Annotated in this window: 23 protein-coding genes, 1 riboswitch and 1 other annotated feature (1 of these 25 cut by a window edge); of the genes, 8 read left to right on the top strand and 15 right to left on the bottom strand. The window is 33.6% G+C overall.

All coding sequences use genetic code 11. From position 1 onward, the window contains the following. Positions 1 to 53 precede the first annotated feature (53 nt). From guaA to xpt, 4 genes are read right to left on the bottom strand one after another with little or no spacing between them, the layout of a single operon-like run. Positions 54 to 1,598 carry a glutamine-hydrolyzing GMP synthase gene (gene guaA / locus LQ622_RS13385; RefSeq protein ID WP_037589419.1) on the bottom strand — a complete coding sequence of 515 codons (1,545 nt, stop codon included), beginning with the start codon at positions 1,596 to 1,598 and terminating at the stop codon, positions 54 to 56. Positions 1,599 to 1,617: 19 nt separating this feature from the next. Beyond that, positions 1,618 to 3,087, bottom strand: a complete 1,470-nt coding sequence (gene guaB / locus LQ622_RS13390) for an IMP dehydrogenase (RefSeq protein ID WP_037589421.1) — start codon at positions 3,085 to 3,087, stop codon at positions 1,618 to 1,620. Between the two features lie 34 nt (positions 3,088 to 3,121). Continuing rightward, entirely contained in the window at positions 3,122 to 4,390 is a 1,269-nt protein-coding gene (locus LQ622_RS13395) for a nucleobase:cation symporter-2 family protein (RefSeq protein ID WP_037589422.1), read from the bottom strand. A gap of 1 nt (position 4,391) precedes the next feature. Next, positions 4,392 to 4,967, bottom strand: a complete 576-nt coding sequence (gene xpt, locus LQ622_RS13400; RefSeq protein ID WP_037589423.1) for a xanthine phosphoribosyltransferase — start codon at positions 4,965 to 4,967, stop codon at positions 4,392 to 4,394. A gap of 108 nt (positions 4,968 to 5,075) precedes the next feature. Continuing rightward, positions 5,076 to 5,178: riboswitch (purine riboswitch) on the bottom strand. A gap of 255 nt (positions 5,179 to 5,433) precedes the next feature. Here xpt and LQ622_RS13405 point away from each other — a divergent pair. After that, positions 5,434 to 7,059 carry a DUF2382 domain-containing protein gene (locus LQ622_RS13405; protein ID WP_239762979.1) on the top strand — a complete coding sequence of 542 codons (1,626 nt, stop codon included), beginning with the start codon at positions 5,434 to 5,436 and terminating at the stop codon, positions 7,057 to 7,059. Positions 7,060 to 7,196: 137 nt separating this feature from the next. Continuing rightward, on the top strand, positions 7,197 to 7,853 hold the full coding sequence (locus LQ622_RS13410) for a GNAT family N-acetyltransferase (protein ID WP_037589426.1): 657 nt from the start codon (positions 7,197 to 7,199) through the stop codon (positions 7,851 to 7,853). 28 nt (positions 7,854 to 7,881) lie between these two features. Here the strand turns inward: LQ622_RS13410 and LQ622_RS13415 are convergent, their stop codons facing one another. Next, complete coding sequence (locus tag LQ622_RS13415) at positions 7,882 to 8,922, bottom strand: NAD(P)H-dependent flavin oxidoreductase (protein WP_239762982.1); 1,041 nt, start codon at positions 8,920 to 8,922, stop codon at positions 7,882 to 7,884. Positions 8,923 to 9,022: 100 nt separating this feature from the next. On the opposite strand from LQ622_RS13415, the gene LQ622_RS13420 reads away from it, so the two are divergent. Together LQ622_RS13420 and LQ622_RS13425 are read left to right on the top strand one after the other, a co-directional pair. Further along, positions 9,023 to 9,682, top strand: coding sequence for a nitroreductase family protein (locus tag LQ622_RS13420; RefSeq protein WP_206166552.1), 660 nt, complete (start codon positions 9,023 to 9,025; stop codon positions 9,680 to 9,682). Between the two features lie 178 nt (positions 9,683 to 9,860). Continuing rightward, positions 9,861 to 11,201, top strand: coding sequence for a sodium-dependent transporter (locus LQ622_RS13425; protein ID WP_204255241.1), 1,341 nt, complete (start codon positions 9,861 to 9,863; stop codon positions 11,199 to 11,201). A 505-nt stretch (positions 11,202 to 11,706) separates the two neighbouring features. Here the strand turns inward: LQ622_RS13425 and LQ622_RS13430 are convergent. Beyond that, positions 11,707 to 13,224 (bottom strand): DASS family sodium-coupled anion symporter, encoded by a 1,518-nt coding sequence (locus tag LQ622_RS13430; protein ID WP_037589435.1) that lies wholly within the window; start codon positions 13,222 to 13,224, stop codon positions 11,707 to 11,709. Positions 13,225 to 13,434: 210 nt separating this feature from the next. Here LQ622_RS13430 and LQ622_RS13435 point away from each other — a divergent pair, with 210 nt between their 5' ends. The 3 genes from LQ622_RS13435 (at position 13,435) to coaA (ending at position 16,308) form a co-directional block, all read left to right on the top strand. Continuing rightward, positions 13,435 to 14,310, top strand: coding sequence for a hypothetical protein (locus tag LQ622_RS13435; protein ID WP_126476348.1), 876 nt, complete (start codon positions 13,435 to 13,437; stop codon positions 14,308 to 14,310). Between the two features lie 158 nt (positions 14,311 to 14,468). Continuing rightward, on the top strand, positions 14,469 to 15,290 hold the full coding sequence (locus LQ622_RS13440) for a YqiA/YcfP family alpha/beta fold hydrolase (protein ID WP_126476349.1): 822 nt from the start codon (positions 14,469 to 14,471) through the stop codon (positions 15,288 to 15,290). A 115-nt stretch (positions 15,291 to 15,405) separates the two neighbouring features. Continuing rightward, a complete protein-coding gene (gene coaA, locus LQ622_RS13445; RefSeq protein WP_037589445.1) occupies positions 15,406 to 16,308 on the top strand; it encodes a type I pantothenate kinase in 903 nt (300 codons plus the stop codon). A gap of 121 nt (positions 16,309 to 16,429) precedes the next feature. On the opposite strand, the gene LQ622_RS13450 is transcribed toward coaA, so the two are convergent. After that, positions 16,430 to 17,275, bottom strand: a complete 846-nt coding sequence (locus tag LQ622_RS13450; RefSeq protein WP_239762985.1) for a DUF2785 domain-containing protein — start codon at positions 17,273 to 17,275, stop codon at positions 16,430 to 16,432. A 40-nt stretch (positions 17,276 to 17,315) separates the two neighbouring features. Then, positions 17,316 to 17,864 carry a nucleotidyltransferase family protein gene (locus LQ622_RS13455; protein WP_239762988.1) on the bottom strand — a complete coding sequence of 183 codons (549 nt, stop codon included), beginning with the start codon at positions 17,862 to 17,864 and terminating at the stop codon, positions 17,316 to 17,318. A 330-nt stretch (positions 17,865 to 18,194) separates the two neighbouring features. Between LQ622_RS13455 and LQ622_RS13460 the strand changes: the two genes are divergently transcribed. Further along, positions 18,195 to 18,662: a hypothetical protein gene (locus tag LQ622_RS13460; RefSeq protein WP_239775408.1), complete on the top strand. Its 468-nt coding sequence runs from the start codon at positions 18,195 to 18,197 to the stop codon at positions 18,660 to 18,662. A gap of 96 nt (positions 18,663 to 18,758) precedes the next feature. On the opposite strand, the gene rpsR is transcribed toward LQ622_RS13460, so the two are convergent. From rpsR to LQ622_RS13495, 7 genes are all read right to left on the bottom strand, one after another. Further along, a complete protein-coding gene (gene rpsR / locus LQ622_RS13465; RefSeq protein ID WP_037589451.1) occupies positions 18,759 to 19,001 on the bottom strand; it encodes a 30S ribosomal protein S18 in 243 nt (80 codons plus the stop codon). 59 nt (positions 19,002 to 19,060) lie between these two features. Continuing rightward, on the bottom strand, positions 19,061 to 19,588 hold the full coding sequence (ssb, locus tag LQ622_RS13470) for a single-stranded DNA-binding protein (RefSeq protein ID WP_025906200.1): 528 nt from the start codon (positions 19,586 to 19,588) through the stop codon (positions 19,061 to 19,063). Positions 19,589 to 19,615: 27 nt separating this feature from the next. Beyond that, positions 19,616 to 19,909 carry a 30S ribosomal protein S6 gene (gene rpsF / locus LQ622_RS13475; RefSeq protein WP_025906202.1) on the bottom strand — a complete coding sequence of 98 codons (294 nt, stop codon included), beginning with the start codon at positions 19,907 to 19,909 and terminating at the stop codon, positions 19,616 to 19,618. Positions 19,910 to 20,080: 171 nt separating this feature from the next. After that, entirely contained in the window at positions 20,081 to 21,181 is a 1,101-nt protein-coding gene (gene ychF / locus LQ622_RS13480) for a redox-regulated ATPase YchF (protein WP_239763079.1), read from the bottom strand. A gap of 3 nt (positions 21,182 to 21,184) precedes the next feature. After that, positions 21,185 to 21,382, bottom strand: a complete 198-nt coding sequence (locus tag LQ622_RS13485) for a DUF951 domain-containing protein (protein ID WP_025906204.1) — start codon at positions 21,380 to 21,382, stop codon at positions 21,185 to 21,187. A 23-nt stretch (positions 21,383 to 21,405) separates the two neighbouring features. Beyond that, positions 21,406 to 22,290 carry a mechanosensitive ion channel family protein gene (locus tag LQ622_RS13490; protein WP_025906205.1) on the bottom strand — a complete coding sequence of 295 codons (885 nt, stop codon included), beginning with the start codon at positions 22,288 to 22,290 and terminating at the stop codon, positions 21,406 to 21,408. Positions 22,291 to 22,302: 12 nt separating this feature from the next. After that, the gene (locus LQ622_RS13495) at positions 22,303 to 23,139 is read right to left on the bottom strand and encodes a ParB/RepB/Spo0J family partition protein (RefSeq protein WP_239763080.1); all 837 of its coding nucleotides are present in this window, start codon (positions 23,137 to 23,139) and stop codon (positions 22,303 to 22,305) included. A gap of 180 nt (positions 23,140 to 23,319) precedes the next feature. Further along, positions 23,320 to 23,551: a binding site (T-box leader), on the top strand (it continues 79 nt past the right edge of the window).

Consider the following 23,551-nt stretch of genomic DNA (forward strand, 5'->3'; position numbering starts at 1 on the left):
AGGCTAGAAACACCAAATTTACGGTGTTTCTAGCCTTAATATTTACTATTATCTTACTCCCACTCGATTGTGCTTGGGGGCTTAGATGTAATGTCATAGACAACTCTGTTTACGTGGTCTACTTCGTTTACGATACGGCTTGATACTTTTTGTAAGACTTCCCAGTCAATTCTTGCGAAGTCACTTGTCATGCCGTCTATTGATGTTACTGCGCGTACGCCGACTGTGTAGTCATATGTACGGTAGTCTCCCATAACACCTACTGAACGGATATCTGGTAATACTGTGAAGTATTGCCAAATATCTCTTTCTAGACCTTCTTCACGCACGACTTCTCTTAGAATTGCGTCTGATTCTCTTACGATTTCTAATTTTTCTTCAGTAATTTCACCTAATACACGAATTCCTAAACCTGGGCCTGGGAATGGTTGGCGCCATACTAAATGTTCTGGTATGCCTAATTCGATTCCTAATGCTCGTACTTCGTCTTTAAATAGTGTATTAATTGGTTCAATTAATTGGAACTGCATGTCTTCTGGTAATCCACCTACGTTATGGTGTGATTTAATTGTTTGTGCAGTCTTTGTACCTGATTCAATGATATCTGTATAAAGCGTACCTTGTGCAAGGAAATCTACGCCTTCTAATTTTGATGCTTCGTCATCAAATACATATACAAATTCATTACCGATAATTTTACGTTTTTTCTCAGGATCTGAAACGCCAGCTAATTTACTCATGAAACGGTCTTTGGCATCTACTCTAATGATGTTCATATTGAAGCCTTCACCAAAGTTCTCCATTACCATGTCGCCTTCACCTTTTCTAAGCAATCCATGGTCTACGAAAATACAAGTTAATTGATCACCAATAGCTTTATGAAGTAATACTGCTACAACTGATGAATCAACGCCACCACTCATCGCACATAATACTTTACGATCGCCAACTTGTTCTCTAATTTTTTCTACTTCGATTTCAACAAAGTTTTCCATTGTCCAGTTTCCAGTACATTCACAAACACGACGAATGAAGTTTCTTAATAAGTCATTTCCGTATTCAGTATGTCTTACTTCTGGATGGAATTGTACACCGTATAATTTTCTTGATTTATCTTCAATTGCTGCATTTTGACAACTTGGGCTGTCTGCAATGATTTCAAAGTTCTCAGGAATATCGATTACTTTGTCACTGTGACTCATCCAAACTGTTTGACTATTAGGTAAGCTGAAGAATAACTCGTCATCTGATTTAACGTTTAATGTTGCTTTACCGTATTCACGTTCGTTAGCTCTTTCTACAGAACCACCTAATAATTTAGTCATTAATTGCATACCGTAACAAATACCTAAAACAGGAATACCTAATTCAAAGATTTCAGGATCAACTGTGAATGATCCTTCTTCGTATACTGAATTTGGTCCACCTGAAAGTATAATACCTTTAGGATTCATTTTTTTAATTTCTTCGATTGAGATTTCATGGTCGTGTAACTCACTATATACGCCCATTTCTCTTATACGACGTGTAATCAATTGATTATATTGACTACCAAAATCCAATACAAGAATTAACTCTTGTTCAAAAGCCATTTCCATAATTGTCGTTCTCCTTTAATTAAAATGAGTAGTTTGGTGCTTCTTTAGTAATTTGAACATCATGTGGATGTGATTCTTTAAGGCCTGCGCCAGTCATTCTAATAAACTGAGCTTCTTCTCTTAATTGTTCTAGGTTAGCTGATCCTGTATAACCCATACCGCTCTTAATACCGCCAATTAATTGATAAATTGTATCTTGTAATGGGCCTTTAAAGTCAATTCTACCTTCAATGCCTTCTGGTACAAATTTCTTAGCTGCAGTATCTTCTTGGAAGTAACGGTCTTTAGAACCTTGTTCCATCGCACCAAGTGATCCCATACCACGATAAACTTTATATTGACGACCTTGGAAGATTTCTGTTTGTCCAGGGCTTTCTTCTGTACCAGCAAGTAAGCTACCTAACATAACTGCATTTCCACCTGCTGCTAAAGCTTTCGCGATATCACCAGAGAATTTAATACCACCGTCAGCAATAATTGCTTTACCATAGTTACGTGCTTCTGTTGCACAATCATAAATAGCTGTAATTTGAGGTACACCTACACCTGCAACGACACGTGTTGTACAGATTGAACCTGGTCCAATACCAACTTTAACGACGTCTGCTCCCGCTTCAAATAATGCTTTAGTACCTTCACCTGTAGCAACGTTACCTGCGATAATTGTAACTTCTGGGTATGATTCACTAATATGTTTAACGACATCTAAGACACCTTTAGAGTGACCATGTGCAGTATCAATAACAAGTGCATCTGCGCCAGCTTCTACTAATTTTTGAGCACGAATTGGTGTATCTTTAGCAATACCTAATGCCGCTGCAACAAGTAAACGTCCTTCACTGTCTTTAGCTGCATATGGGAATTCGATTACTTTTTCAATATCTTTAATTGTAATTAACCCTTTAAGTTTACCCTCTTCAGAAATTAATGGAAGTTTTTCGATTTTATATTTTTGTAAAATTTCTTCTGCTTGTTCTAACGTTGTGCCGACTGGTGCTGTTACTAAATCTTCTTTAGTCATAACATCAGAAATTTTAATTGAGAAGTTTTCGATAAATCTTAAGTCACGGTTTGTAATAATACCGACAAGTTCCATATCTTCTTCGTTATTAACGATTGGAACACCAGAAATACGGTATTTACTCATCAATGCTTCTGCTGCGTACACTTGCTCATCAGGTGTTAAGAAGAATGGGTTTGTAATAACGCCATTTTCTGAACGTTTAACTTTTTGTACTTCATCTGCTTGATGTTCTATAGACATGTTCTTATGAATAACGCCTAAGCCACCTTGTCTTGCCATAGCAATCGCCATTTTAGCTTCAGTAACTGTATCCATACCAGCTGAAATGATTGGAATATTTAACTTAATATTTTTTGAAAGAGATACGCTTAAGTCTACATCACTTGGTAATACCTCTGATTTTGCTGGTACTAATAATACATCATCGAACGTTAAGCCTTCTTTTTGAAATTTGTTTTCCCACATGAATATAACCTCCACTAATTTATTTTCATATTTATTATTTCACATTTTCACTGTTTTGTTGATTGTTTAATCCATTAAAACATAAATTTAATATAATAGCTGAGAAAGTACCTAATACGATACCATTTTGTGTTAACCAAGCATATTCTTCTCCAAAAGTTTCAAGCGCTTGAGGTACTGCTGTAATACCTGCACCAATCCCGACCGATACGGCAATCACGAGTAAATTGTTCTGTTTGTTAAAGTCTATGCCACCAAGCATTTTCACACCGTATGCCATAACCATTCCAAACATCGCAATCATCGCACCACCTAATACTGGAAATGGAATCATGCTTGCTAAAGCACCGAGTTTAGGTATTGAACCACAAACGATTAATAATGCAACCATCATATACATAATTTGATTCTTTTTAGCGCCAGACAATGACACAAGTCCAACGTTTTGAGAATAAGCTGTGTAAGGAAATGCATTAAAGATTGAACCAATTATAATCGCAATCCCTTCAGCTCTATAGCCTTTTGATAAGTCTTTTCTTGATATAGGTTGTTTCGTAATTTCACTTAAAGCATGGTACACGCCTGTTGATTCAATCAAACTAACGATTGCAATAATGACAAAGACAATCGTTGTACCAAATTCAAATTCAAACCCGCTAAATCTGAATGGTCTAGGTAGTTCCAACCAATTCGATGTTCTTAAATTCGATGTATCCACTAATCCATAGAAGGAAGCGACTGTTGTACCTATTAATAAACCGAGTAATATCGCTATAGATTTAATGAACCCTTTAGATAATCTTTGTATTAATAAGATGATCACTAATGTAAATAAACCTAAGAATATATTTTTACTGTCTCCGTAATTCTTTTCACCCTGACCACCTGCTAAATAATTCATGGCAACTGGCATTAACGTAATACCGATTATTGTAACAACACTTCCTGTAACAACAGGTGGAAATAATTTTACTAAATACGAGAAAAATGGAGAAATTAAGACTACAATAATCCCTGAAAGAAATATAGAACCGTATAGCACACCGATACCATGTGTATTACCAACTAGAATCATTGGTGCTACAGCTGTAAATGTACATCCCAAGACTACCGGCAGTCCAATTCCTATTCCTTTATATACTTGTAAAAATGTTGCTACACCACACATAAAGATATCAATTGCGACTAAGTAAGCCACTTCTTCAGGTGTGAATTTTAAAGCAGATCCGACGATAATAGGTACCATTATGGCACCCGCATACATAGCAAGTAAATGTTGAACACTTAAGATGAAATTTTTCATGTTATTCTCCTACCAGTTTGACTGTATTTCCTAATAATGAAGCAACTTGGCATAGAGATAAGACTTCTAGTCCTTCAGATTCCAACTTCTCTCTGCCCGGTTGGAAACTTTTTTCTATAACAATTCCAATTCCAGATGTTGTTGCGTTTGCTGCTTGAACTAAACGATGTAATCCTAATGATGCTTCGCCATTCGCTAAAAAGTCATCAATAATTAATACATGGTCGTCTTCATTTAAAAATTGTTTCGCAATAACCACTGTACTCGTTGTATTTTTCGTAAATGAGTGAATATCTGTTTGATAAAATTCAGATGTCATTGTAGATGGTTTTGCTTTTTTCGCAAATAAACATGGCACGTCTAAATGTAAAGATGCCATTATTGCAGGTGCGATACCTGACGCTTCAATCGTAAGTACTTTCGTGATTTTCTTGTCTTTAAAATGTTCCGTAATAACTTGACCAACTTCATACATTAACTTTGCATCAATTTGGTGATTTAAAAATGAATCAACCTTAAGAATCTTTTCATCGATGACTACACCATCTTCTTTAACCCTATCTTGTAGTGTCCTCACACTACTCGCCTCCTCATTTAGATTAAAAAAAACACACCTTAATCCTAAAAAATAGGTAAGATGAGTAAAAAATAATATAAAACCACACCATTTTGGATAGTCTGATTCCAGTGTTATTCATTTACTCATAGTCGTGTCGTTTAAGGCAACACGGTAGAAACTTCCAAAGCCATATTCTTCAGATTATATGAGTTTTTAGTAATAAATTATTCATTGATAATAACAAAATATCAGTACTTTTACAATAGGCAAAACCTTATGTTAGCGCTATTTTAAGAGGTTTTAAATAAACTGAAAAATCTAAATAATTAGAAAGTTGATTGAATTTTGTTTGATTCTCCTCCACAAGGGTATTTGAGAATTATATTGTATTAACGTAGACAATATTTATTAAGTATGTAAACACCTAGAGCATAATCACTGTTGATAAGATTTTTACACATTACAAATTTATGGAGGTTTTAGTATGGGTAAAATAGAAAAGTTTAGTAACGAAAGTGATTTACTGCAACGTATTGATCAATTGAAAGAAGAAGGTGTCGGAGAAAGTGACTTACAAGTTATTTCCGAAGACAAGTTAGATGATAACTCTTTAGACTACACGGATGTTAAAGTGAAGAACTCTAGAGGTTCATTTAGCGACAAGATTACTGCACTATTCTCAGGTGAAAGTGCTGAAGAACGTGTATTATCTAGTTTAAATGTTCCAGAAGAAGAATTAGATGGCTATAAACAAGAACTTAATAACGGAAAAATACTATTATATGTTGATAACGACAATATAAGTGATACTGAAAACTATGATTCAAATCACCCTAAGGACTCTCAAACAGGAAATGAGCATTACGATAATACAAAACCATTTTCTAGTGATGAGAGCGAAGAAAGTGGCGTATCTAAAGGTACAGCTGCTGGTGCTGGATTAGGTGCAGGTGCTGCGGGCGCTGGTGCCGCTGCTGCGCATTCATCTTCAGATCAAGAGGAAGATGTGAACGAAACTTCTGATTTTGATAAAGCTGAAAGAGAAGATGAATTTAATCAGCAAGATGAAGTATCTGAAAATGATTTAACTCAAGATGTGGATAATGCAGATACAGAAAAAACAGATGCACCATCATTCGATAACGAAGCTGAAACAGATCGAGATGTTAATACAAATCGATATGGCAATAATATTAATGAAGAAGATGTAGCGCACGATGATGTGGATGATTCAAACATCGACCATCAAGAAACATCAACTTCAGCTAATTTAGCAGGTGCTTCTGGTCTTGGCGCTGCTGGATATGCGAATGAACATAGAGAACAACAAGAAACAGAAGATGACGTACAAGACGATAGAAGAGTCTACTCTAGCGATAATGAAAGAGACTTAGAAGACTTAAATAATCGTGAAACTACAAATACGACTGCTCAATATGGTGAAACAGATAATGTTAAAGATCAACAAGATCTAACAAGAGAAGATGAATCATCATTCTCAAGAGTGCATGATGACGACGTAGAAAGAGAACGTTCTAGCTTAAACTACGATAAACCAAATGAAAGTGTTGAACCACCAACATCAGATGAAACAACAACACGTGAATCTAACTTCTCTACTAGCCAAGATGAGCAAGATACAAATGTTCACACTTCTGGGCATTCATACAACAACGTCACACAAGATAATAATGTAGGTGAAACATCTTACAATAATGAAACGCAAGATAACAATGTAGATGAAGAATCTGTTCAACTTCATGAAGAACGTCTAAATGTAGACAAAGAGAATGTTGAAACAGGTGAAGCATCTGTAGATAAACATGTTGTTGAAGAAGAACAAGAATTTGATGTACCGGTTGAACGTGAAGAAGTAACAATCGAACGTAGACCTGTTAATGAGAAAGTAGACGAAGACTTTAACGCTAATGATGATGATTCTGTACACATTCCATTACACGAAGAACGTGTAAAAGTAGAAAAAGAAAATGTCGTATCTGAAGAAATCGTCATTAAGAAAAATAAAGTTCAAGATACTGAACATGTCTCTGAAAAAGTCAGACATGAAGAAGCAGATATCAATAACCCTACAGATGATAACCCTAAATAAGACAATATAATAACTTAAGAGGCTAGGACATAATGTAATGTCCTGGTCTCTCTTTTTATTTACTCAATACGATAGTACTACCATTAAAATCTTATGTTATAATATTATAAAATATTGATTATGAGGGGTTCATAACTATGAATTTTGAAGTTGTCACATCTATCGATGATCCATTATTCAAAAAAGCATTAGAAATGTATGAAGATATTTTCAAGGCAGAGGTGCGAGAAGACCGCCACGTCTTCATCCATTCGCTTACATCTGAGTACATAAAGAAACATTATATATTTTTAGTTGGTTTAATTGATGACACAGTCGTAAGTTTGTCTACAGGTCATTATGAACCTACAACAAATTCAGCTTTTATTATTTATTTAATGACACATCCTGAATACCGCAATCAGCGTGTTGGCGGACAAACGTTGGAAAGAATTGAAGCAGAACTGCATAAACATGCTCAAGATGTTCATGGAAGAGATGCTAACATGATTATGTTGGAATCGTTTGGAGAAGAATCATACGAGAACAACAGTGGTAAAGAAGAAGCGATTCTGCGTAAGAACTTCTTTAATAGACATGGTTATGAAGTTCAACAAGACATCCCTTATATACAACCGAATCCACAAAAATCATTAGCACCTACGCCAATAGATTTATATATTAAGCAATACTTGCCGCTTCAAAAAGACGTTATCTCACCGAGTATTCGTTCTTGTTACATCAACAAGTACATACACGGAAATGAAAACGATCGTGAATTTGTATATGAATTATTAGAATCTATGGATTTATAAATTAGAAAAGCTGACATCGATTGTGATGTCAGCTTTTTATTGCTTTATGATATCTTTCCATTAATTCCTGGACACTTTCATCTTTAGCACCTTCTGGATTTGTACCACACCATAAATTCATATAATCTGGATTATTTAACTTTTTAGACTGCCCTCTTAAAGGTTGTGTTAATATATTTTGAATCGGATACGGACAAATATCATCTTTAAATTGTTCCATATACTGTATAAATGGATTTATAATACCATTTGCATAACGCCCACTAAACGTATTCGTTAATATAATATCATCTGGGTGTGCTTTTAATATATGCGCTTTATGCACATCTGGTGCACCACTTTCATGTGTCGTTAAGAATGCTGTCCCAAGTTGAACTGCATGAGCACCTTTTTGAATATAACGTTTCGCTAATTCTGGTGTCGTGATACCGCCCGCTACTATTAATGGCACGTTAATTAAAGGATAAGTTTGATTAAACAATTGCTCAGTTGAAAGACTATTTTCTGGCAATGATTGTTCAAATGAACCTCTATGACCACCCGCTTCACTACCTTGAATCACTATCGCATCTATACCTATGGATTCCAAAGCTTGAGCTTCATTTAAATCTGTTGCAGTCCCTATTACGTTAATATGATGGCCATGTAATGTGCGAACGAGACTTTCTGAAGGCTTACCAAATGTAAAGCTTACATATTCAACATGTTTATCTATAATCACGTTTAACATGTCCTCAAAATTCACATCTATTGAAACATCTTGTATTTGTTTGCTGTTTAATTTTTCAGTTATGGGATGTAATATTTTATTCATAAAATCAACTTTTTCTTGATCAATAGCCGGATACTCTGGCACAAATAGATTGACGCCAAACGGTTCAGACGTCATTTGTCTAATTTGGTCTATATCTTTAGCTAAAGTATCAGGCGTCATATATCCAGCACCGATTTGTCCAAAGCCGCCTTCATTACAAACTGAAGCCACTAAGTCAGGAGTTGTAATACCTCCAGCCATACCCGCTAGAAAAATCGGTTTATCCAGTTCTGAGATTAATTTTTTCGATTCCAATGACAATCCCTCCTAAAAAAATTTAATTCGTAAGCTAATCATTTTATTTTTTTAGTTAATTGGTGCATTATAATGACATCATACTAAAAGGAGAAATAAAATGACACACTCAAAGCTTTCATTAACTGAAATTATTAATAAAAGAAAATCAGTTAAAGAGTTCGATCCAAACTTCAAAATTCCAAGAGAAGAAATAAAAGAAATGATAGCACTTGCTACTAAAGCACCTTCATCAATCAACTTACAACCATGGCGCTTTGTTATCATCGATTCTGAAGAAACAAAACAAAAATTAGACCATCTTGTACAGTTCAACCAAAGACAATTACATTCATCAAGTGCAATTATTCTTGTACTTGCAGATTTAAAACACGCTGAATACGTGAGCGATATTTATGAGAAGAATGTTGAACTTGGTTATATGGATGAAAATTCAAAAGATTACTTTATTGAAACAATTTCAAATTTAATTAGCAGTGCTGACGAAAGTTACTTTAATGCACAAGGTTTAATGGATGCAAACTTAGCTTCTATGCAATTAATGCTTATTGCGACTGATCACGGTTATGATACTAACCCTATTGGCGGATTTGATAAAACAGCTGTATTAGAAACATTAAACATTGATACTTCTAGATATGTACCAGCTCATTTAATTGCTATTGGTAAAGGTGTTAAACCACCACATGATTCAAGTAGATTACCAGTAGATAGAATCATCGCTTGGAATGATGAAAGTAACGGTTCAATCGGCGAATAAGTAATTTATTCGTTCTAATAATTATAATACCCTATCGGCAACTAACTTATGTTGCCGATATTTTTTAATATTGCATTATCCAAAAATATAGTGTAAAATTCATTGCTGTGAGTTTTATTTTTTTACTTAAAAGCTTTACCGCTTTAAAGTGAATATCAAATTAAAAGAAGGAATATATATGAAAAATTTATCTCAATGGTCGTCCAGTATCGGCTTCGTTCTAGCAAGTGCCGGGTCAGCTATAGGAATTGGTGCTGTATGGAAATTTCCATACATGGCTGGAACATACGGTGGTGGCGCATTTTTATTAATATTTATTATTTTCACATTGCTTGTCGGCTTACCACTACTTTTAAGTGATTTTGTATTGGGACGCTACGGTAGAACGTATTCTACTAACATCTTCAAAAAAGTATCTGGTAAATCATCTTGGAATTTAGTAGGCTGGCTTGGAAATCTAACAGTCTTTGTACTATTTTCATTCTATAGTGTTATCGGTGGTTGGATCATTCTATATATTATACGTACACTTTTAGACAGCCTTGGATTAACGCAATCACATAATTACGGGAACATCTTTAATGATTATATATCTAACCCATTTTATTCATTAGCGAGTCAATTCGCTTTTATACTTTTCACTGTAGTTATTGTCAGTAAAGGTGTAGAAAAAGGTATCGAGAAAGCTTCAAAAGTCATGATGCCACTGTTATTTATATCGTTCGTAATTGTCATTATTAGATCGATCACTTTAGACGGTGCTTTAGACGGAATTCAATATTTCTTACAACCAAAAGTATCAGATTTAAGTGCTGAAGGTATACTATATGCCTTAGGACAATCGTTCTTCGCATTATCACTGGGTACATGTGGTATGATGACATACGCTTCATATTTAGATCGTAAAACAAACATCGTCAAAAGTGCGAATGCCATAGTATGGATGAACATAGCTGTATCAATAGCAGCCGGGTTAGCCATCTTCCCAGCTATTTTCGCATTTGGATTAGAACCTAACCAAGGGCCAGGATTATTATTTATCGTCCTTCCACAAGTATTTGATCAAATGTTTGTCGGGCAATTGTTCTATTTACTATTTTTAATATTATTTTTATTCGCAGCCATTACATCTTCAATTTCGTTATTAGAATTGAACATCTCAAACATTACTAAAAATAATAATGATAATAGAAAGAAATGGTCATATATCATTGGTATATTAGTCTTTATATTCGGGATACCATCAGCACTTTCAAACGGGTTACTCCAAGACTTTACATTTGGTGTCGGTACATTCTTTGATAATATGGATTACTTAGTCGCGAACATCTTAATGCCAATAGGTGCATTAGGTGTAACCCTCTTCGTTGGTCATATATTCAATAAAGAAATCATTATGAAAGAATTAAATATGAGCGATACTAAAAAAGGAAGACTCTTTGTAAATACATGGTATTTCTTAGTTAAATTTGTACTTCCAATTATCATCATCGCCGTATTTATCGGACAATTAATTTAAATAGAGAAAAGAAGAAGCCGTTCAATTTTTTGGGAATTGAACGGCTTTTTTATAATCTTGTGGGTTAACTTGGCCTTTAACTCACGTCTTTGGCTATCTCGTGGGTTTACTTCACCTTTAACTCACATCTTTTGCTATCTCGTGAGTTTACTTCGCCTTTAACTCACATGTTTTACGATCTCGTGGGTTTACTTCCTCTTTAACTCACATGTTTTACGATCTCGTGGGTTTACTTCCTCTTTAACTCACATGTTTTACGATCTCGTGGGTTTACTTCCTCTTTAACTCACATCTTTTACAATCTCGTGAGTTTACTTCCTCTTTAACTCACATGTTTTACGATCTTGTGAGTTTACTTCCTCTTTAACTCACATCTTTTACAATCTCGTGAGTTTATTACTTCTTTAACTCACATCTTTTACAATCTCGTGAGCTTACTTCACCTTTAACTCACATGTTTTACGATCTTGTGAGTTTACTTGGCCGTTAACTCACATCTTCTCCTCTATATCAATCCTATCCACTTCCAATATGTCATGCTGAACAAGATAATTAATAAGTATCCTATAACTGTGAGTGGTACGCCTGTTTTAATAAAGTCTTTAACGGTAAATGTTTCTGTACCGTAAGCCAGCATATTTTGTGGTGAACTAACTGGCAATAAGAAACCGAAGCTAATCACGAATTGTTGTATAAGTACAAAGCCGATAGATTGATCTCCTAAATTTAATGTTTGTGTTAAAGCTATAAACACAGGGATTAATGCTGAAGATAAACTCGTTGCACTCGCAAATCCTAAATGTATTAAAATATTAAATATTGAAATGAGTGCAATGGTTGCGATTAGTGGCATGTGATTAAGTCCCATCAATCCAAATGTTTTATCACTTAACCATTGTGCCGCTGTTGTTTCCAACAATACTGTTCCTAGTGAGATACCAATTCCAAATACGATAACTGTACCCCAAGGAATTTTCTTTTCAACATCTTCCCAAGTAAAGACACCGATTTTAGGAGTTAACATAATTGCTAACGCGATGATTGTTATAGACGATGAATCAATCGGATGGAGCACTTTTTCAGTAGACCAGAAAAATAATAATAAGACAGAAATCGTAATGAGTCTCCACTCTCTTGCTGAAACTGGTCCTAATTCTTTTAATTGTGCTTTAACTAATTCATTTCCACCTTCTATTTCTTTCTCCTCAGGTTTAATGACAGTAATCATCACAAAGTATAAGACGACTGACATGATAATCGCCCATGGTGCTGCATATAAGAACCATTCACCCCAAGAGACATCTTGTCCCATTGATTTATTAATAAATCCTATCGCAACGATATTTTGAGCGGCGGCAGTCTTAATACCTATATTCCATATTGAGACGGCATGCACGGCTGTAATAATCAATAATGCTGCTAATTTACTGTTCTTAGATGTGTTAAATGCAGCAATCATACCTAATAATATGGGTACAACAGCACCTGCTCTTGCTGTAGCTGAAGGCACAAAGAATGCTAAAATAATAGAAACTACAATTGCACCGATAACAATTCTATTTGTTTTGTTTCCTACAATAGAAAGTACTTGTAATGCTAGACGTTTATGTAAATTAGTCACTTGCATCGCTGTAGCTAAGAATAATGCTGCTGCAACGAGTGCCACTGCCGATCCTGAAAATCCACTTAAAGCCATTTTTAATGCATTGCCTGTACCTAGTAATGCATCCCCTTCTAAAGCTTTTCCATTTGCTGACGGATTACCTAAAGCATCTCCTAAATTTTGAACTGGACTAAATCCAATGAGTACAACGATCAAGCCAACAATCATGACCGCTGATACAGGATAAGTTACGGCTTCTGTTACCCACATAATAACTGCAAAAGCTAAAATCGCTAGCGCACATTTTGCCATAACAGGTAAATCGTTTGAAGTCGGTAATAACAATATTCCAATTAATACAACAAAACTAACAATAATCCAAATTGGTTTAAAAGCTTTTTTCTCAGTATTATTAGACATATCTAACAGCTCCAATATTAATTTTTATTGTTCTAATCTCCTAAATAATAACATATTTCTTTTTTGCATATAATACTTTTCACAATTAATACAATAAATACTTGAACTTTCTGTTATTAACATGTAATGTATAAAGGGAAGTGTGACGGTTGTCTGCCGACAGACAACCCTACCTATTAAATTACTGTCAAATAAAGGATGATTTATAATATGTTAACTAAAGAATTCGCAACTAAAGTAGGTCTTAGTGAAAAGCAAGTTAGAAAAATTGTACAGCACTTAGAAGACAGAGGATATCAACTTTCTAAGACAGAATATCGTGGAAGAGAAGCGACAGACTTCCAAGAAGAAGATATTGAACTTTTCCAAGAAATAGCGGAAAAGGTTAAAGAAACAAATAGTTATGACCAAGCATTCGAAACACTAGAACAAGAGAAAGACTTTTTACAAGTTCTTGTTAAAGACGAACCTGCTAATCAAACACCTGAACTACAACATTTAATTGAAGAATTAAGATTAGAAGTTCAACATATGCGTAGAGAAAGACAAATGCTTGGTGAAATGTTGCAACAAGTACATATTCAACAACAGAAACTAGAACAAACTTTAGCATTACAAGCACCTCAACAATCAGAGGCTACTGCTCAAGAGAATGATACTAAAGTTGAAACGAAACAAGCTGAACAATCACAAAGTTCTAAAGCAGTTTCAGAAGATAAGACTTCTAGTGAATCAGTTGAAACGAACAAACAAGAAGAAAAAGAAGAAACAAAAGTTGCTGTAGCTGAAGAGCCAGCTAAATCAGAAACTCAAGCTGATGTGAAATCAGAAGATAAAGAAACTGCTGTTAAACCAGAAACGACTACTGATAAAGCAGCAGAAACGAAAGAAGCAGATGCAACTACATCTAAAGAAGAAACGACTGACAAAGCAGCATCTACTGAAGAAAAAGCACCTGAAACGACATTAGAACAAACTTCAACGCCTTCAGAAAACAAAGAAGAAGAAGTAAAAGAAGAAATCAAATCAGAAACTGAAGAAGAACCTAAGAAAAAAGGATTCTTCCAAAGATTATTCAATATTTAATCCCTTTAAGAAGAGGTTGGGCATGAGGCCTAGCCTCTTTTTTGTTAAGTTTTTGTAAATTTCCACTATATAATTGTTAATTGCTAGAGTACTTTGTTATATTGAATTTTATATTAAGTATTTGTAATGAATATTAACCATTAGGAGTGTTTCACATCATGGAAACATTAAATTACGAAGATTTGAACAATGACCTTTTATGGGCGCATAATCATCAAGTTGTGAAAATCATGAAAGATGATTTAGACATCTATATCAAATTAAATCTTAAAGAAGATAATCATAAATTAGTTGTATTTTCGAATGGCGCGATTGATCCGTCTAAAAGTAAACCGCCTGTCTTTATGAGAAGTAAATGGCATGAAGATTTCAATGCAAATTGTCTTTATATAGATGACAGAACTGTCCATTATAAACAATTACGTATAGGTTGGGGTGTAGGAAGAGAAGAACGTCATTTCTTAAAAGACTATTCTGAGATTGCGCAACAAGTCACACAAGCACTCCAAATAGAATCTCAAAATGTCGTCTATTGTGGCTCATCAGCAGGTGGCTTTATGTCTATGTATTTAGCAACATTGCATAAAGGCTCGACTGCTGTAGTGAACAATCCACAATGTTACGTAGATCGTTACGATAAAGTGAACGTCGAAAAATTATACACTAAAATATTTCCCAACCGTTCACGCGATTATATCAAAAAACAATACGCACTTAGACTGTCGATCACAAGCTTATTCCGCAAACAAAAATATGTGCCTAAAATTTACTACATCCAAAACAGATTATGTGAGACTGATATGACTAGACACTTCGATCCATTTTGTAGTTTCTTAGATAAATACGAAATAAACAGTTCAAACATAAAGTTCATATTATACAACAATAAAAAGCTAGGACATAACCCTATATCAAGAGAAGCAACCGTAAACTTTGTAAACCAAGTCCTTGAAGGCAAACTTGTCATAGCAGAATTTTAAATGTCTTACCTTATATAAGAATTTTTCTAAATTAATAAAGCACTTTCATGACTATTTATGTTACCCTATACGAGTACTGTAAAAAGTGAAAAATTCTTAAGTAAAGGAACTCATTATGAAATTCACAAAAGAAGAATGGCAAAACACAAATTTTAAATTAGATATGGATACAAGTCATTTAAACTTAGAAGAAATTATCAGTTTAAATGATAACTTAACAAATTCAGAAATTAATGAACTCTATTTGCCACTCATTAATTTTTTGACAAACAAAGTTAAGTTCCATAAAGATTATTCATCTAACATTAACAACAAATTACATAACAAAAATAATACACCACCTTTTATTATTGGAATATCAGGAGGGGTTTCTGTAGGGAAAAGCACTGTCTCAAGACTGCTTTTAAACTTACTGCAAGAATATAACGCGGACTGGAAAGTTGATCTGATTACGACTGATGGTTATATCATGCCTAAACAAGAACTCATCGATAAAGACTTACTTTCTAAAAAAGGATTTCCTGAAAGTTATGATACAAAAACATTAATCAGTCACTTAAAACAAATTAAGAACAACGAGCCTAACATACCAACATATACGTATTCACATATCACATACGACCGTCTTAAAGACCAGTATCACAACATAAACTGTCCGGACATACTTATTATAGAAGGTGTGAACATCTTCCAAGTAAGTCCACATGAAGAAGAACTCGTTAGTGATTATATTGATTACAAAATATATTTACACACAACAATAGAAAATATGAAGAAATGGTATCTTAACCGCTTCTTACTACTTCAAGAAGAAGCCTTCCAGAAGCCAGACTCACATTTCTATAAATATCGAGACATCCCAAAAGACGAAGCCTTAAAAATAGCAACAGATCTATGGGACAATATCAACGAAGTCAATTTAATCAAAAACATCTTGCCAACTAAAAACAGAGCAGATCTCGTACTATATAAAAATCACGACCATGTTATAGAAAAACTGAAATTTAATAAATTTTAAGTTATACATTAAACCCTCTCTAGTCCTTGTCTAGAGAGGGTTTTAGTGTTCCGGCAGTCTAAATAATAACAAATATATTATTTCCCAAAACTACCTGCTACATAAAATTTTATTCCCATTTTTATTCTCCTTGTTGTGTTAATTCTAAGTATAACTTTTTAAGGATTTCTTCTATTTCATCTTGAGTTACCTGACATTTTTGATTAAATTTTAGTCTAAAATACAATGTCTTCAAGAAATCTTTTATATTTTTCCTTATTCTAAAATAACTTAAATATGCTTCTTCAGATTGATTTAAATCTGTTTGATTAACTGTCACGAATAGCTCGCTTACCCAATTACTCAATTCTTGATCTGTAAGTCCTTTTTCAAGTAATGCTTCAATGATAAATGCTTGTCGCTCATCTTCATCATCTATATAGCAAGATAAATCAGTATTTAACTGATAAAGTTTTTTAGCGATGACCTTTAAGATCACTTTATTACAGTCACCTGAATAATATTTAGATCTAACACAAGTTGCAAGTAAATCTGATCCATGCGCAACACTATGCATCCATCCTGTCCCATGTACATATCCTCTGACATCAGTTTCCTTATCCATATAATCAATCGCTAAGTTTATAATCTTTGCGTAAACATCCTTAGATAACTGATCATGTTCTTCTAAATATTCAACAATGATTCCAATAATAAGTGCACTGAAACTTCTATCGAGCACAAGATGTTCAGAATCACTTTGGTTAACACTTCTTAAAACAAATTCACAATGCTCAAGTAACTGTAACATTTGATGGTTATCCAGTTTACCGCTTATAATTAAACGCGCAATTAAATCAAAATTATCTTCACGAATATTGGCATTAGGATTTCCAATATTGGATATCATTAATTTAAATTCTTCTTCTGGTACTTGTTTGTTAGGCAATTCATTTTTATATCTTTCAATTAATCCTTCGATAGTCATTAAGAACACATCCTTTAAGAATTAAATCTTTATTTCAATTCTAATTATCAAATGTTAAATTTGGCCATTGCTTATGCCATTGTTTTTGATTAATTCTATCCAAATAAACGTCATATCTACCAGAGTCATGATTAAAATATTGAGTTGGTGAAACAATACCATTAAACAAATCTAGAACACTGTAGTTATAATGTACTTCTAACTCACCATTTTTTATCCTAGCACAAATAGCGGTTGGCGCTTCTGGATAATGATCTACAGCATCCTTCGAATCAATATATTGATTAAAATCATTTTTCAAATGCATTCTAGCTTGGTTTTTTACTGACCAAGGTATGCTAGAATCAATATCTCTTAATTGCTCTTCATATCGCTTCTCAATAGATTCATCTAGACAGTCAGCATTATAAAATATAACATCAACATCATTATATGGTGTCTTATCTGTATAACCATGAATCGTATCCCAAATTTTATTTCTTATAAAACCCGCGCTAACCCAAGAATCATTTAAATTCATGCTTTCTACAACTTCTAAAATATAAATCATATCCGCATCACTTTTAATAAGGTCATAAATAGCCTTCATAAACACACATCCCATAAATTCTATTACTCATTATTATATTGTATTTTTACAATGAATGAAATGCGTGGGCATATAAAGGTATTGATAATTTTAAAACTGCATAATATAATAATTATCAAATAGTGGTACATATCTGCGGAGTGTACTTGAGGTTGACTGTTGCGACGGTCGCCTCTTTTTTTATCTTGCAATGAATCATACTTAGTATACACTACAGGTATTGGCGAAGATGTTATACTTGATTATATTGATATTATAAACAATAAGAAAGATGCACCTGATAGCTTTCAAAATGCAGTAAAAATCAATTAATTTATTGGAGCTTTTTTTATGTATAGAAAAACAAATTTATTCATCGTATTTCTCATTTTATTATTATCTATAATAATGACGTTCTTGGATCAAAAGGCATCTTTTTTTAATAATTTAACGTCTTTGCTATTTTTACAATTTATTTTCTCTATTTCAGTAAACATATTTTTACTAAAATACATCTTTGACTTTGAATTTATTAGAAGATTATTAGATAAAATAAACATTCTTTTCCAATACTTTATTTATACAATAATTTTATTTCTATCTATGTTTATGATTATGTCTATTGATTTAACAAATATTAATTTATTAAATCTAATCTTTAGTTTATTATTCTTGTTTGTATTTAGCTTTTTAACTCAATTATTAATTTGTGAAACAATATCTAAAGTATATATAAGAAATAAGACGTCTATTTACTTCAGCGCACTAGCAATGTTTATACTATTTATGCTTTTAATAATTCCAAATTATTTACAATAATATCGTTGCCATCATAAATAACATCTTTTCTATAATTCCAAACACAAAAATAACCCTCTAGCCTGATTGCTAGAGGGTTATGTTATACGCTAACTCTTATTGTTCCTCTTTAACGTATGGTAATAAAGCCATGTGACGTGCACGTTTGATAGCTACAGTAAGCATACGTTGGTATTTTGCTGAAGTACCTGTTACACGACGTGGTAAGATTTTACCTCTTTCTGAGATAAACTTTTTAAGTAAATCTGTATCTTTGTAGTCGATATGTGTAATACCGTTTGCTGTGAAGTAACAAACTTTTTTACGACGACGACCACCTCTTCTTGGTCCACCTGCCATGATTGTGTTCCTCCCTTCTCGTTAAATCTTTATCAATTTATATTCGTTTCAATCAACTATTAGAACGGCAAATCATCATCACTGATATCAATTGGGCCATTAGCGTTTGCAAATGGATTACTTGATTGTTGATTATTTGACTGTTGATTTGAAGGTGCTTTTTGTCCTTGTTGTTGGTTACCACCAAAGTCTTGTCCATAATTTTGGAATTCGTTATTATTTTGGTTATATGATTGATTATCATTACCAGATTGACGTTGATTTGCGCCTTTTGGTTCAAGGAATTGAACACTGTCACAAACAACTTCAGTTACATAAACACGACGACCTTCTTGGTTCTCGTAGCTACGAGATTGTAGACGACCTTCAACTCCTGCCAGACTACCTTTAGATAAGTAATTGTTTACATTCTCTGCGGGACGTCTAAATACAACACAGTTGATAAAGTCAGCTTCTCTTTCACCTTGCTGGTTCGTATAAGTACGATTAATAGCTAAAGTAAAAGTAGCAACTTGAACGCCTGAGGGTGTTACTCTGTATTCCGGATCTTTAGTTAATCGACCGACTAATACAACACGATTAATCATTTAATCTCCCCCATTTTATAAGTTAAATTATTTTTCTTCTTCGCGTACTACGATGTGACGAATGATATCATCAGAGATTTTTGCTAAACGATCAAATTCACTGATAGCTTCGTCATTTTCAGACTTAACTCTAACGATGTTGTAGAAACCTTCTGTGAAGTCTTGGATTTCATAAGCTAAACGACGTTTACCCCAATCCTTTTCTTCGATGATTTCTGAACCGTTTGAAGATAAGATTCCTTTAAAACGCTCAACGACAGCTTTTCTAGCTTCGTCTTCGATATTTGGACGTACTACGTACATTACTTCATATGTTCTCATCAATTTACACCTCCTTGTGGTCTATGCGGCCTAATAACTCAGTATTAAGCAAGGAATAATTTTCATTACTCACAATCAAGAATTATAGCATAGAGTATTACTTTTTACAATCTTTTTCTCATTGATATCAAAGAAAAAGCCAATAGTGCATAAACACTACTGGCCTTTATCTTACACATTAAATCTAAAGTGTACAACGTCTCCGTCTTTCATTAGGTATTCTTTACCTTCTAATCTTACTTTACCCGCTTCTTTAGCACCGTTCATGCCGTTATTTGCTAATAAATCGTCATAACTAACGGTTTCTGCTCTTATAAAGCCTCTTTCGAAGTCTGTATGGATAATTCCGGCACATTGTGGTGCTGTCATGCCTTCTTTAAATGTCCATGCTCTTACTTCTTGTTCACCTGCTGTAAAGTATGTTGCTAATCCTAATAAGTTATATGATGCGCGGATTAATTTGTCTAATCCTGCTTCTTCTACGCCTAAATCTTCTAAGAACATTTCGCGGTCTTCGTCATCTAATGTTGCTAATTCTTCTTCGATTTTTGCTGAAATCACGATAACTTGTGAACCTTCGTTACTTGCGTATTCTTCAATTTTTTGTACGAATTCGTTATTTTCTGGGCTTGCTACTTCATCTTCTGCTACGTTTGCTACATATAACATTGGTTTAGAAGTAAGTAAGCTTAAATGTTTCACGATTGCTTTTTCTTCTGGTGTAAATTCTAAACTTCTTACTGGGTTATTGTTTTCTAAAGTTTCTTTAATTTTTGCTAATACTTTTTCTTCAGCTACGGCATCTTTATCTTTTTGTTTTGCCATTTTTGCTACTCTTTCATAGCGTTTTTCTATTGATTCTAAGTCAGCTAATACTAATTCCATATTAATAACTTCAATATCATCGATTGGATCTACTTTTCCTGATACGTGTGTAACATTTTCATCAACAAATGCACGTACGACTTGGCAAATCGCATCTACTTCACGGATATGTGATAAGAATTTATTTCCTAATCCTTCACCTTTAGATGCACCTTTAACGATACCTGCAATATCTGTAAATTCGAATGCTGTTGGTACAGTTTTCTTAGGTTTTACTAATTTCGTTAATTCTTGTAAACGATGGTCTGGTACTTCTACAATCCCTACGTTAGGATCGATTGTTGCGAAAGGATAGTTCGCTGCAAGTGCTCCTGCTTTCGTAATTGCGTTAAATAATGTTGATTTACCTACGTTTGGTAATCCTACTATGCCAGCTGTTAATGCCATATTTTATTCACCTTGTCCTTTTACTAATATTTTTTTAATTTTTTTATTAAACTCTTGTCTTGGTAGCATGATACTACGAGAACATTCTTCACACTTTATTCTAACATCTGCACCGAGTCTTATAATTTTAAATCTATTATACCCACATGCGTGTTGTTTTTTCATTTCAACGATATCATTTAACTCATATGATTTGATCATATTTTTGCCTCCCGATTAGATGATTATTGAATGTTATTTGGATTATAAGAAACCATTGTTGGAATTGGCGCTTGAATACCTTCTTTATCGAAGAAAGATTTCACTTCTCTTCTCAAGATTCTAGCACCTGATGCATGTTCATTTGGTTCTGTTTCACCTGCTATTTTAATTGTTGCTTCCCCTGCTGTCACAGTTTCTACACCTAAAATTTCAGGATCTTTAATGAATATTTCATATCTTTCTTTAACTGTCGGTAAAAATTCATTTAACTTACTTTCAACTTCATCTAAATCTTCTTTAATAGATACAGGAATTTCTACGATAGCCATACCGTTATGAATTGAGAAGTTTACAATCTCATTCATTGTACCATTAGGAAGTATCGTTAAATCACCAGCAAACGATAATATTCTTGTAGATCTCATTCCTATTGATTGTACAGTACCTTCCGCAACAGTGGTACCTGTTGTATTAATTTTCACATAATCGCCAACATCAAATTGATTTTCGAAAATGATAAAGAAGCCTGTGATGACATCTTTTACTAAGGTTTGTGCGCCGAAACCAATTGCTAACCCTACAACACCGGCACCAGCAATAATACTTTCAACTCTTATGCCTAAATTGCTTAAAATGGTTGTCGCAACTATAAACCATACGACATAGGAAATAACATTTTGTAGTAAGTTAACCATTGTTTTAGCGCGCTTGTTAGACTTCCCTACCCTCTTAGTTCCGTATTTCGTAGTAAAGAATTTCTCTACCACTTTATGAAGTACTTTAATAATGACGTAAGCTAATACAATGTAGAATATGCCGATTAATATTTGTTCTATCCACTTTTGCCAATTTTCTGGATCCATAAATGGGTCAATCAATTTATGAATGATGTTCATAATCTTATTCACTTTTTACACCTCTTATTTTTCTAACAATAATTCTAATATTCTCTTATATTCATCTTCAGAATTAAATTCAAGAGAAATTTTGCCTGCTTTTTTAGTCTTAGAAATATCAATATTCGTTCCAAACTTTTCTTTTAATTGATATTCATGTTTGACTAAGAAATTAGGTTTCGGTTGTTTCGTTTTCTTTTTCTTTTCTTGGCCTTGAGTATTTAACTGTTTAATATATTCTTCTAATGCTCTAACACTCATATGTTCTTTTACAACTTTTTTAGCCACTTGATCTAATTGATGTTTCTTATCTAAACCAAGTAATGTTCTACCGTGTGCACTTGATATTTTTTCTTCGTTGATTAGTTTTTTTACACTTGGTGGCAACTTCAGCAACCTTAAGACATTTGCAATGTATGATCTTGATTTCCCTAATCTATCTGCAACGTCTTGTTGTTTTAAGTTCAGTTCTTCCATCATCGTTGCATAACTCTTTGCTTCTTCTAGAGGTTTTAAATTTTCACGTTGAAGATTCTCTATAATAGCAAGTTCTAACATTTCTTCATCGGTTAAATTTTTAATGATTGCCGGTACTGAATCTTTGTTAGCTAATTGACTCGCTCTAAATCTTCTTTCACCTACAACGATGTCGTAACCTTTTATCGTTTCTCTTACGACGATAGGTTGCAACACACCATGTTGTGAAATCGACTGCGTTAAATCTCTCAAAGCTTCTTCATCAAAATAATCTCTCGGTTGATATGGATTCCTTCTTAATTTTTCTAAAGGAAGTTCAACAATTTTATCATGACTATGGTTATAAGAAATCTTATCTGTTAATGCTTGATTTCTTTCTTTCATTTCATCACCACGTTATTTATTCTCGTATGTTTCACGTAAAACATCCAAATTAGATTATAACAATTTTGAAAGGGATATGCACAAAAGAAAAGTTGAGCGATAAATTAAAATATTCAGAAAAGTTGTTGACAAAAAAATATACGCATAGTATTGTGTAATATATCAACAACGAAAACAAATAAAATCACGATAAAAAGGAAAGTAAATCTTACACTGCAATCATCAGAGAGTTCCCATTTGCTGAAAGGGAACATTGAAAGAAAGATTGAAAATGGCCTTGGAGTGGTGGCATCGATATTGAGGTGTCAACGGGATCGCCCGTTATAGCGATACAGTATTAAAGTCTCTTTAGTGATGATGGCGTACTGGAATTTGTTCACCAATTTTACTGCCATTATATCTTCTTGTAGGA

The organism is Mammaliicoccus sp. N-M50, assembly GCF_022386995.1.
GTDB lineage: Bacteria > Bacillota > Bacilli > Staphylococcales > Staphylococcaceae > Mammaliicoccus > Mammaliicoccus sciuri_A.

What these genes read in the sequence shown, in the direction of transcription:
- LQ622_RS13460 (WP_239775408.1), top strand. Translation starts at nt 18,195, where the DNA reads ATGTATAGAAAAACAAATTTATTCATCGTATTTCTCATTTTATTATTA.
- LQ622_RS13425 (WP_204255241.1), top strand. Translation starts at nt 9,861, where the DNA reads ATGAAAAATTTATCTCAATGGTCGTCCAGTATCGGCTTCGTTCTAGCA.
- rpsF (WP_025906202.1), bottom strand. Translation starts at nt 19,909, where the DNA reads ATGAGAACATATGAAGTAATGTACGTAGTACGTCCAAATATCGAAGAC.
- LQ622_RS13395 (WP_037589422.1), bottom strand. Translation starts at nt 4,390, where the DNA reads ATGAAAAATTTCATCTTAAGTGTTCAACATTTACTTGCTATGTATGCG.
- LQ622_RS13440 (WP_126476349.1), top strand. Translation starts at nt 14,469, where the DNA reads ATGGAAACATTAAATTACGAAGATTTGAACAATGACCTTTTATGGGCG.
- ychF (WP_239763079.1), bottom strand. Translation starts at nt 21,181, where the DNA reads ATGGCATTAACAGCTGGCATAGTAGGATTACCAAACGTAGGTAAATCA.
- LQ622_RS13420 (WP_206166552.1), top strand. Translation starts at nt 9,023, where the DNA reads ATGACACACTCAAAGCTTTCATTAACTGAAATTATTAATAAAAGAAAA.
- LQ622_RS13455 (WP_239762988.1), bottom strand. Translation starts at nt 17,864, where the DNA reads ATGAAGGCTATTTATGACCTTATTAAAAGTGATGCGGATATGATTTAT.
- rpsR (WP_037589451.1), bottom strand. Translation starts at nt 19,001, where the DNA reads ATGGCAGGTGGACCAAGAAGAGGTGGTCGTCGTCGTAAAAAAGTTTGT.
- coaA (WP_037589445.1), top strand. Translation starts at nt 15,406, where the DNA reads ATGAAATTCACAAAAGAAGAATGGCAAAACACAAATTTTAAATTAGAT.
- LQ622_RS13410 (WP_037589426.1), top strand. Translation starts at nt 7,197, where the DNA reads ATGAATTTTGAAGTTGTCACATCTATCGATGATCCATTATTCAAAAAA.
- guaA (WP_037589419.1), bottom strand. Translation starts at nt 1,598, where the DNA reads ATGGAAATGGCTTTTGAACAAGAGTTAATTCTTGTATTGGATTTTGGT.
- LQ622_RS13450 (WP_239762985.1), bottom strand. Translation starts at nt 17,275, where the DNA reads ATGACTATCGAAGGATTAATTGAAAGATATAAAAATGAATTGCCTAAC.
- LQ622_RS13495 (WP_239763080.1), bottom strand. Translation starts at nt 23,139, where the DNA reads ATGAAAGAAAGAAATCAAGCATTAACAGATAAGATTTCTTATAACCAT.
- guaB (WP_037589421.1), bottom strand. Translation starts at nt 3,087, where the DNA reads ATGTGGGAAAACAAATTTCAAAAAGAAGGCTTAACGTTCGATGATGTA.
- LQ622_RS13405 (WP_239762979.1), top strand. Translation starts at nt 5,434, where the DNA reads ATGGGTAAAATAGAAAAGTTTAGTAACGAAAGTGATTTACTGCAACGT.
- LQ622_RS13435 (WP_126476348.1), top strand. Translation starts at nt 13,435, where the DNA reads ATGTTAACTAAAGAATTCGCAACTAAAGTAGGTCTTAGTGAAAAGCAA.
- ssb (WP_025906200.1), bottom strand. Translation starts at nt 19,588, where the DNA reads ATGATTAATCGTGTTGTATTAGTCGGTCGATTAACTAAAGATCCGGAA.
- LQ622_RS13430 (WP_037589435.1), bottom strand. Translation starts at nt 13,224, where the DNA reads ATGTCTAATAATACTGAGAAAAAAGCTTTTAAACCAATTTGGATTATT.
- LQ622_RS13485 (WP_025906204.1), bottom strand. Translation starts at nt 21,382, where the DNA reads ATGATCAAATCATATGAGTTAAATGATATCGTTGAAATGAAAAAACAA.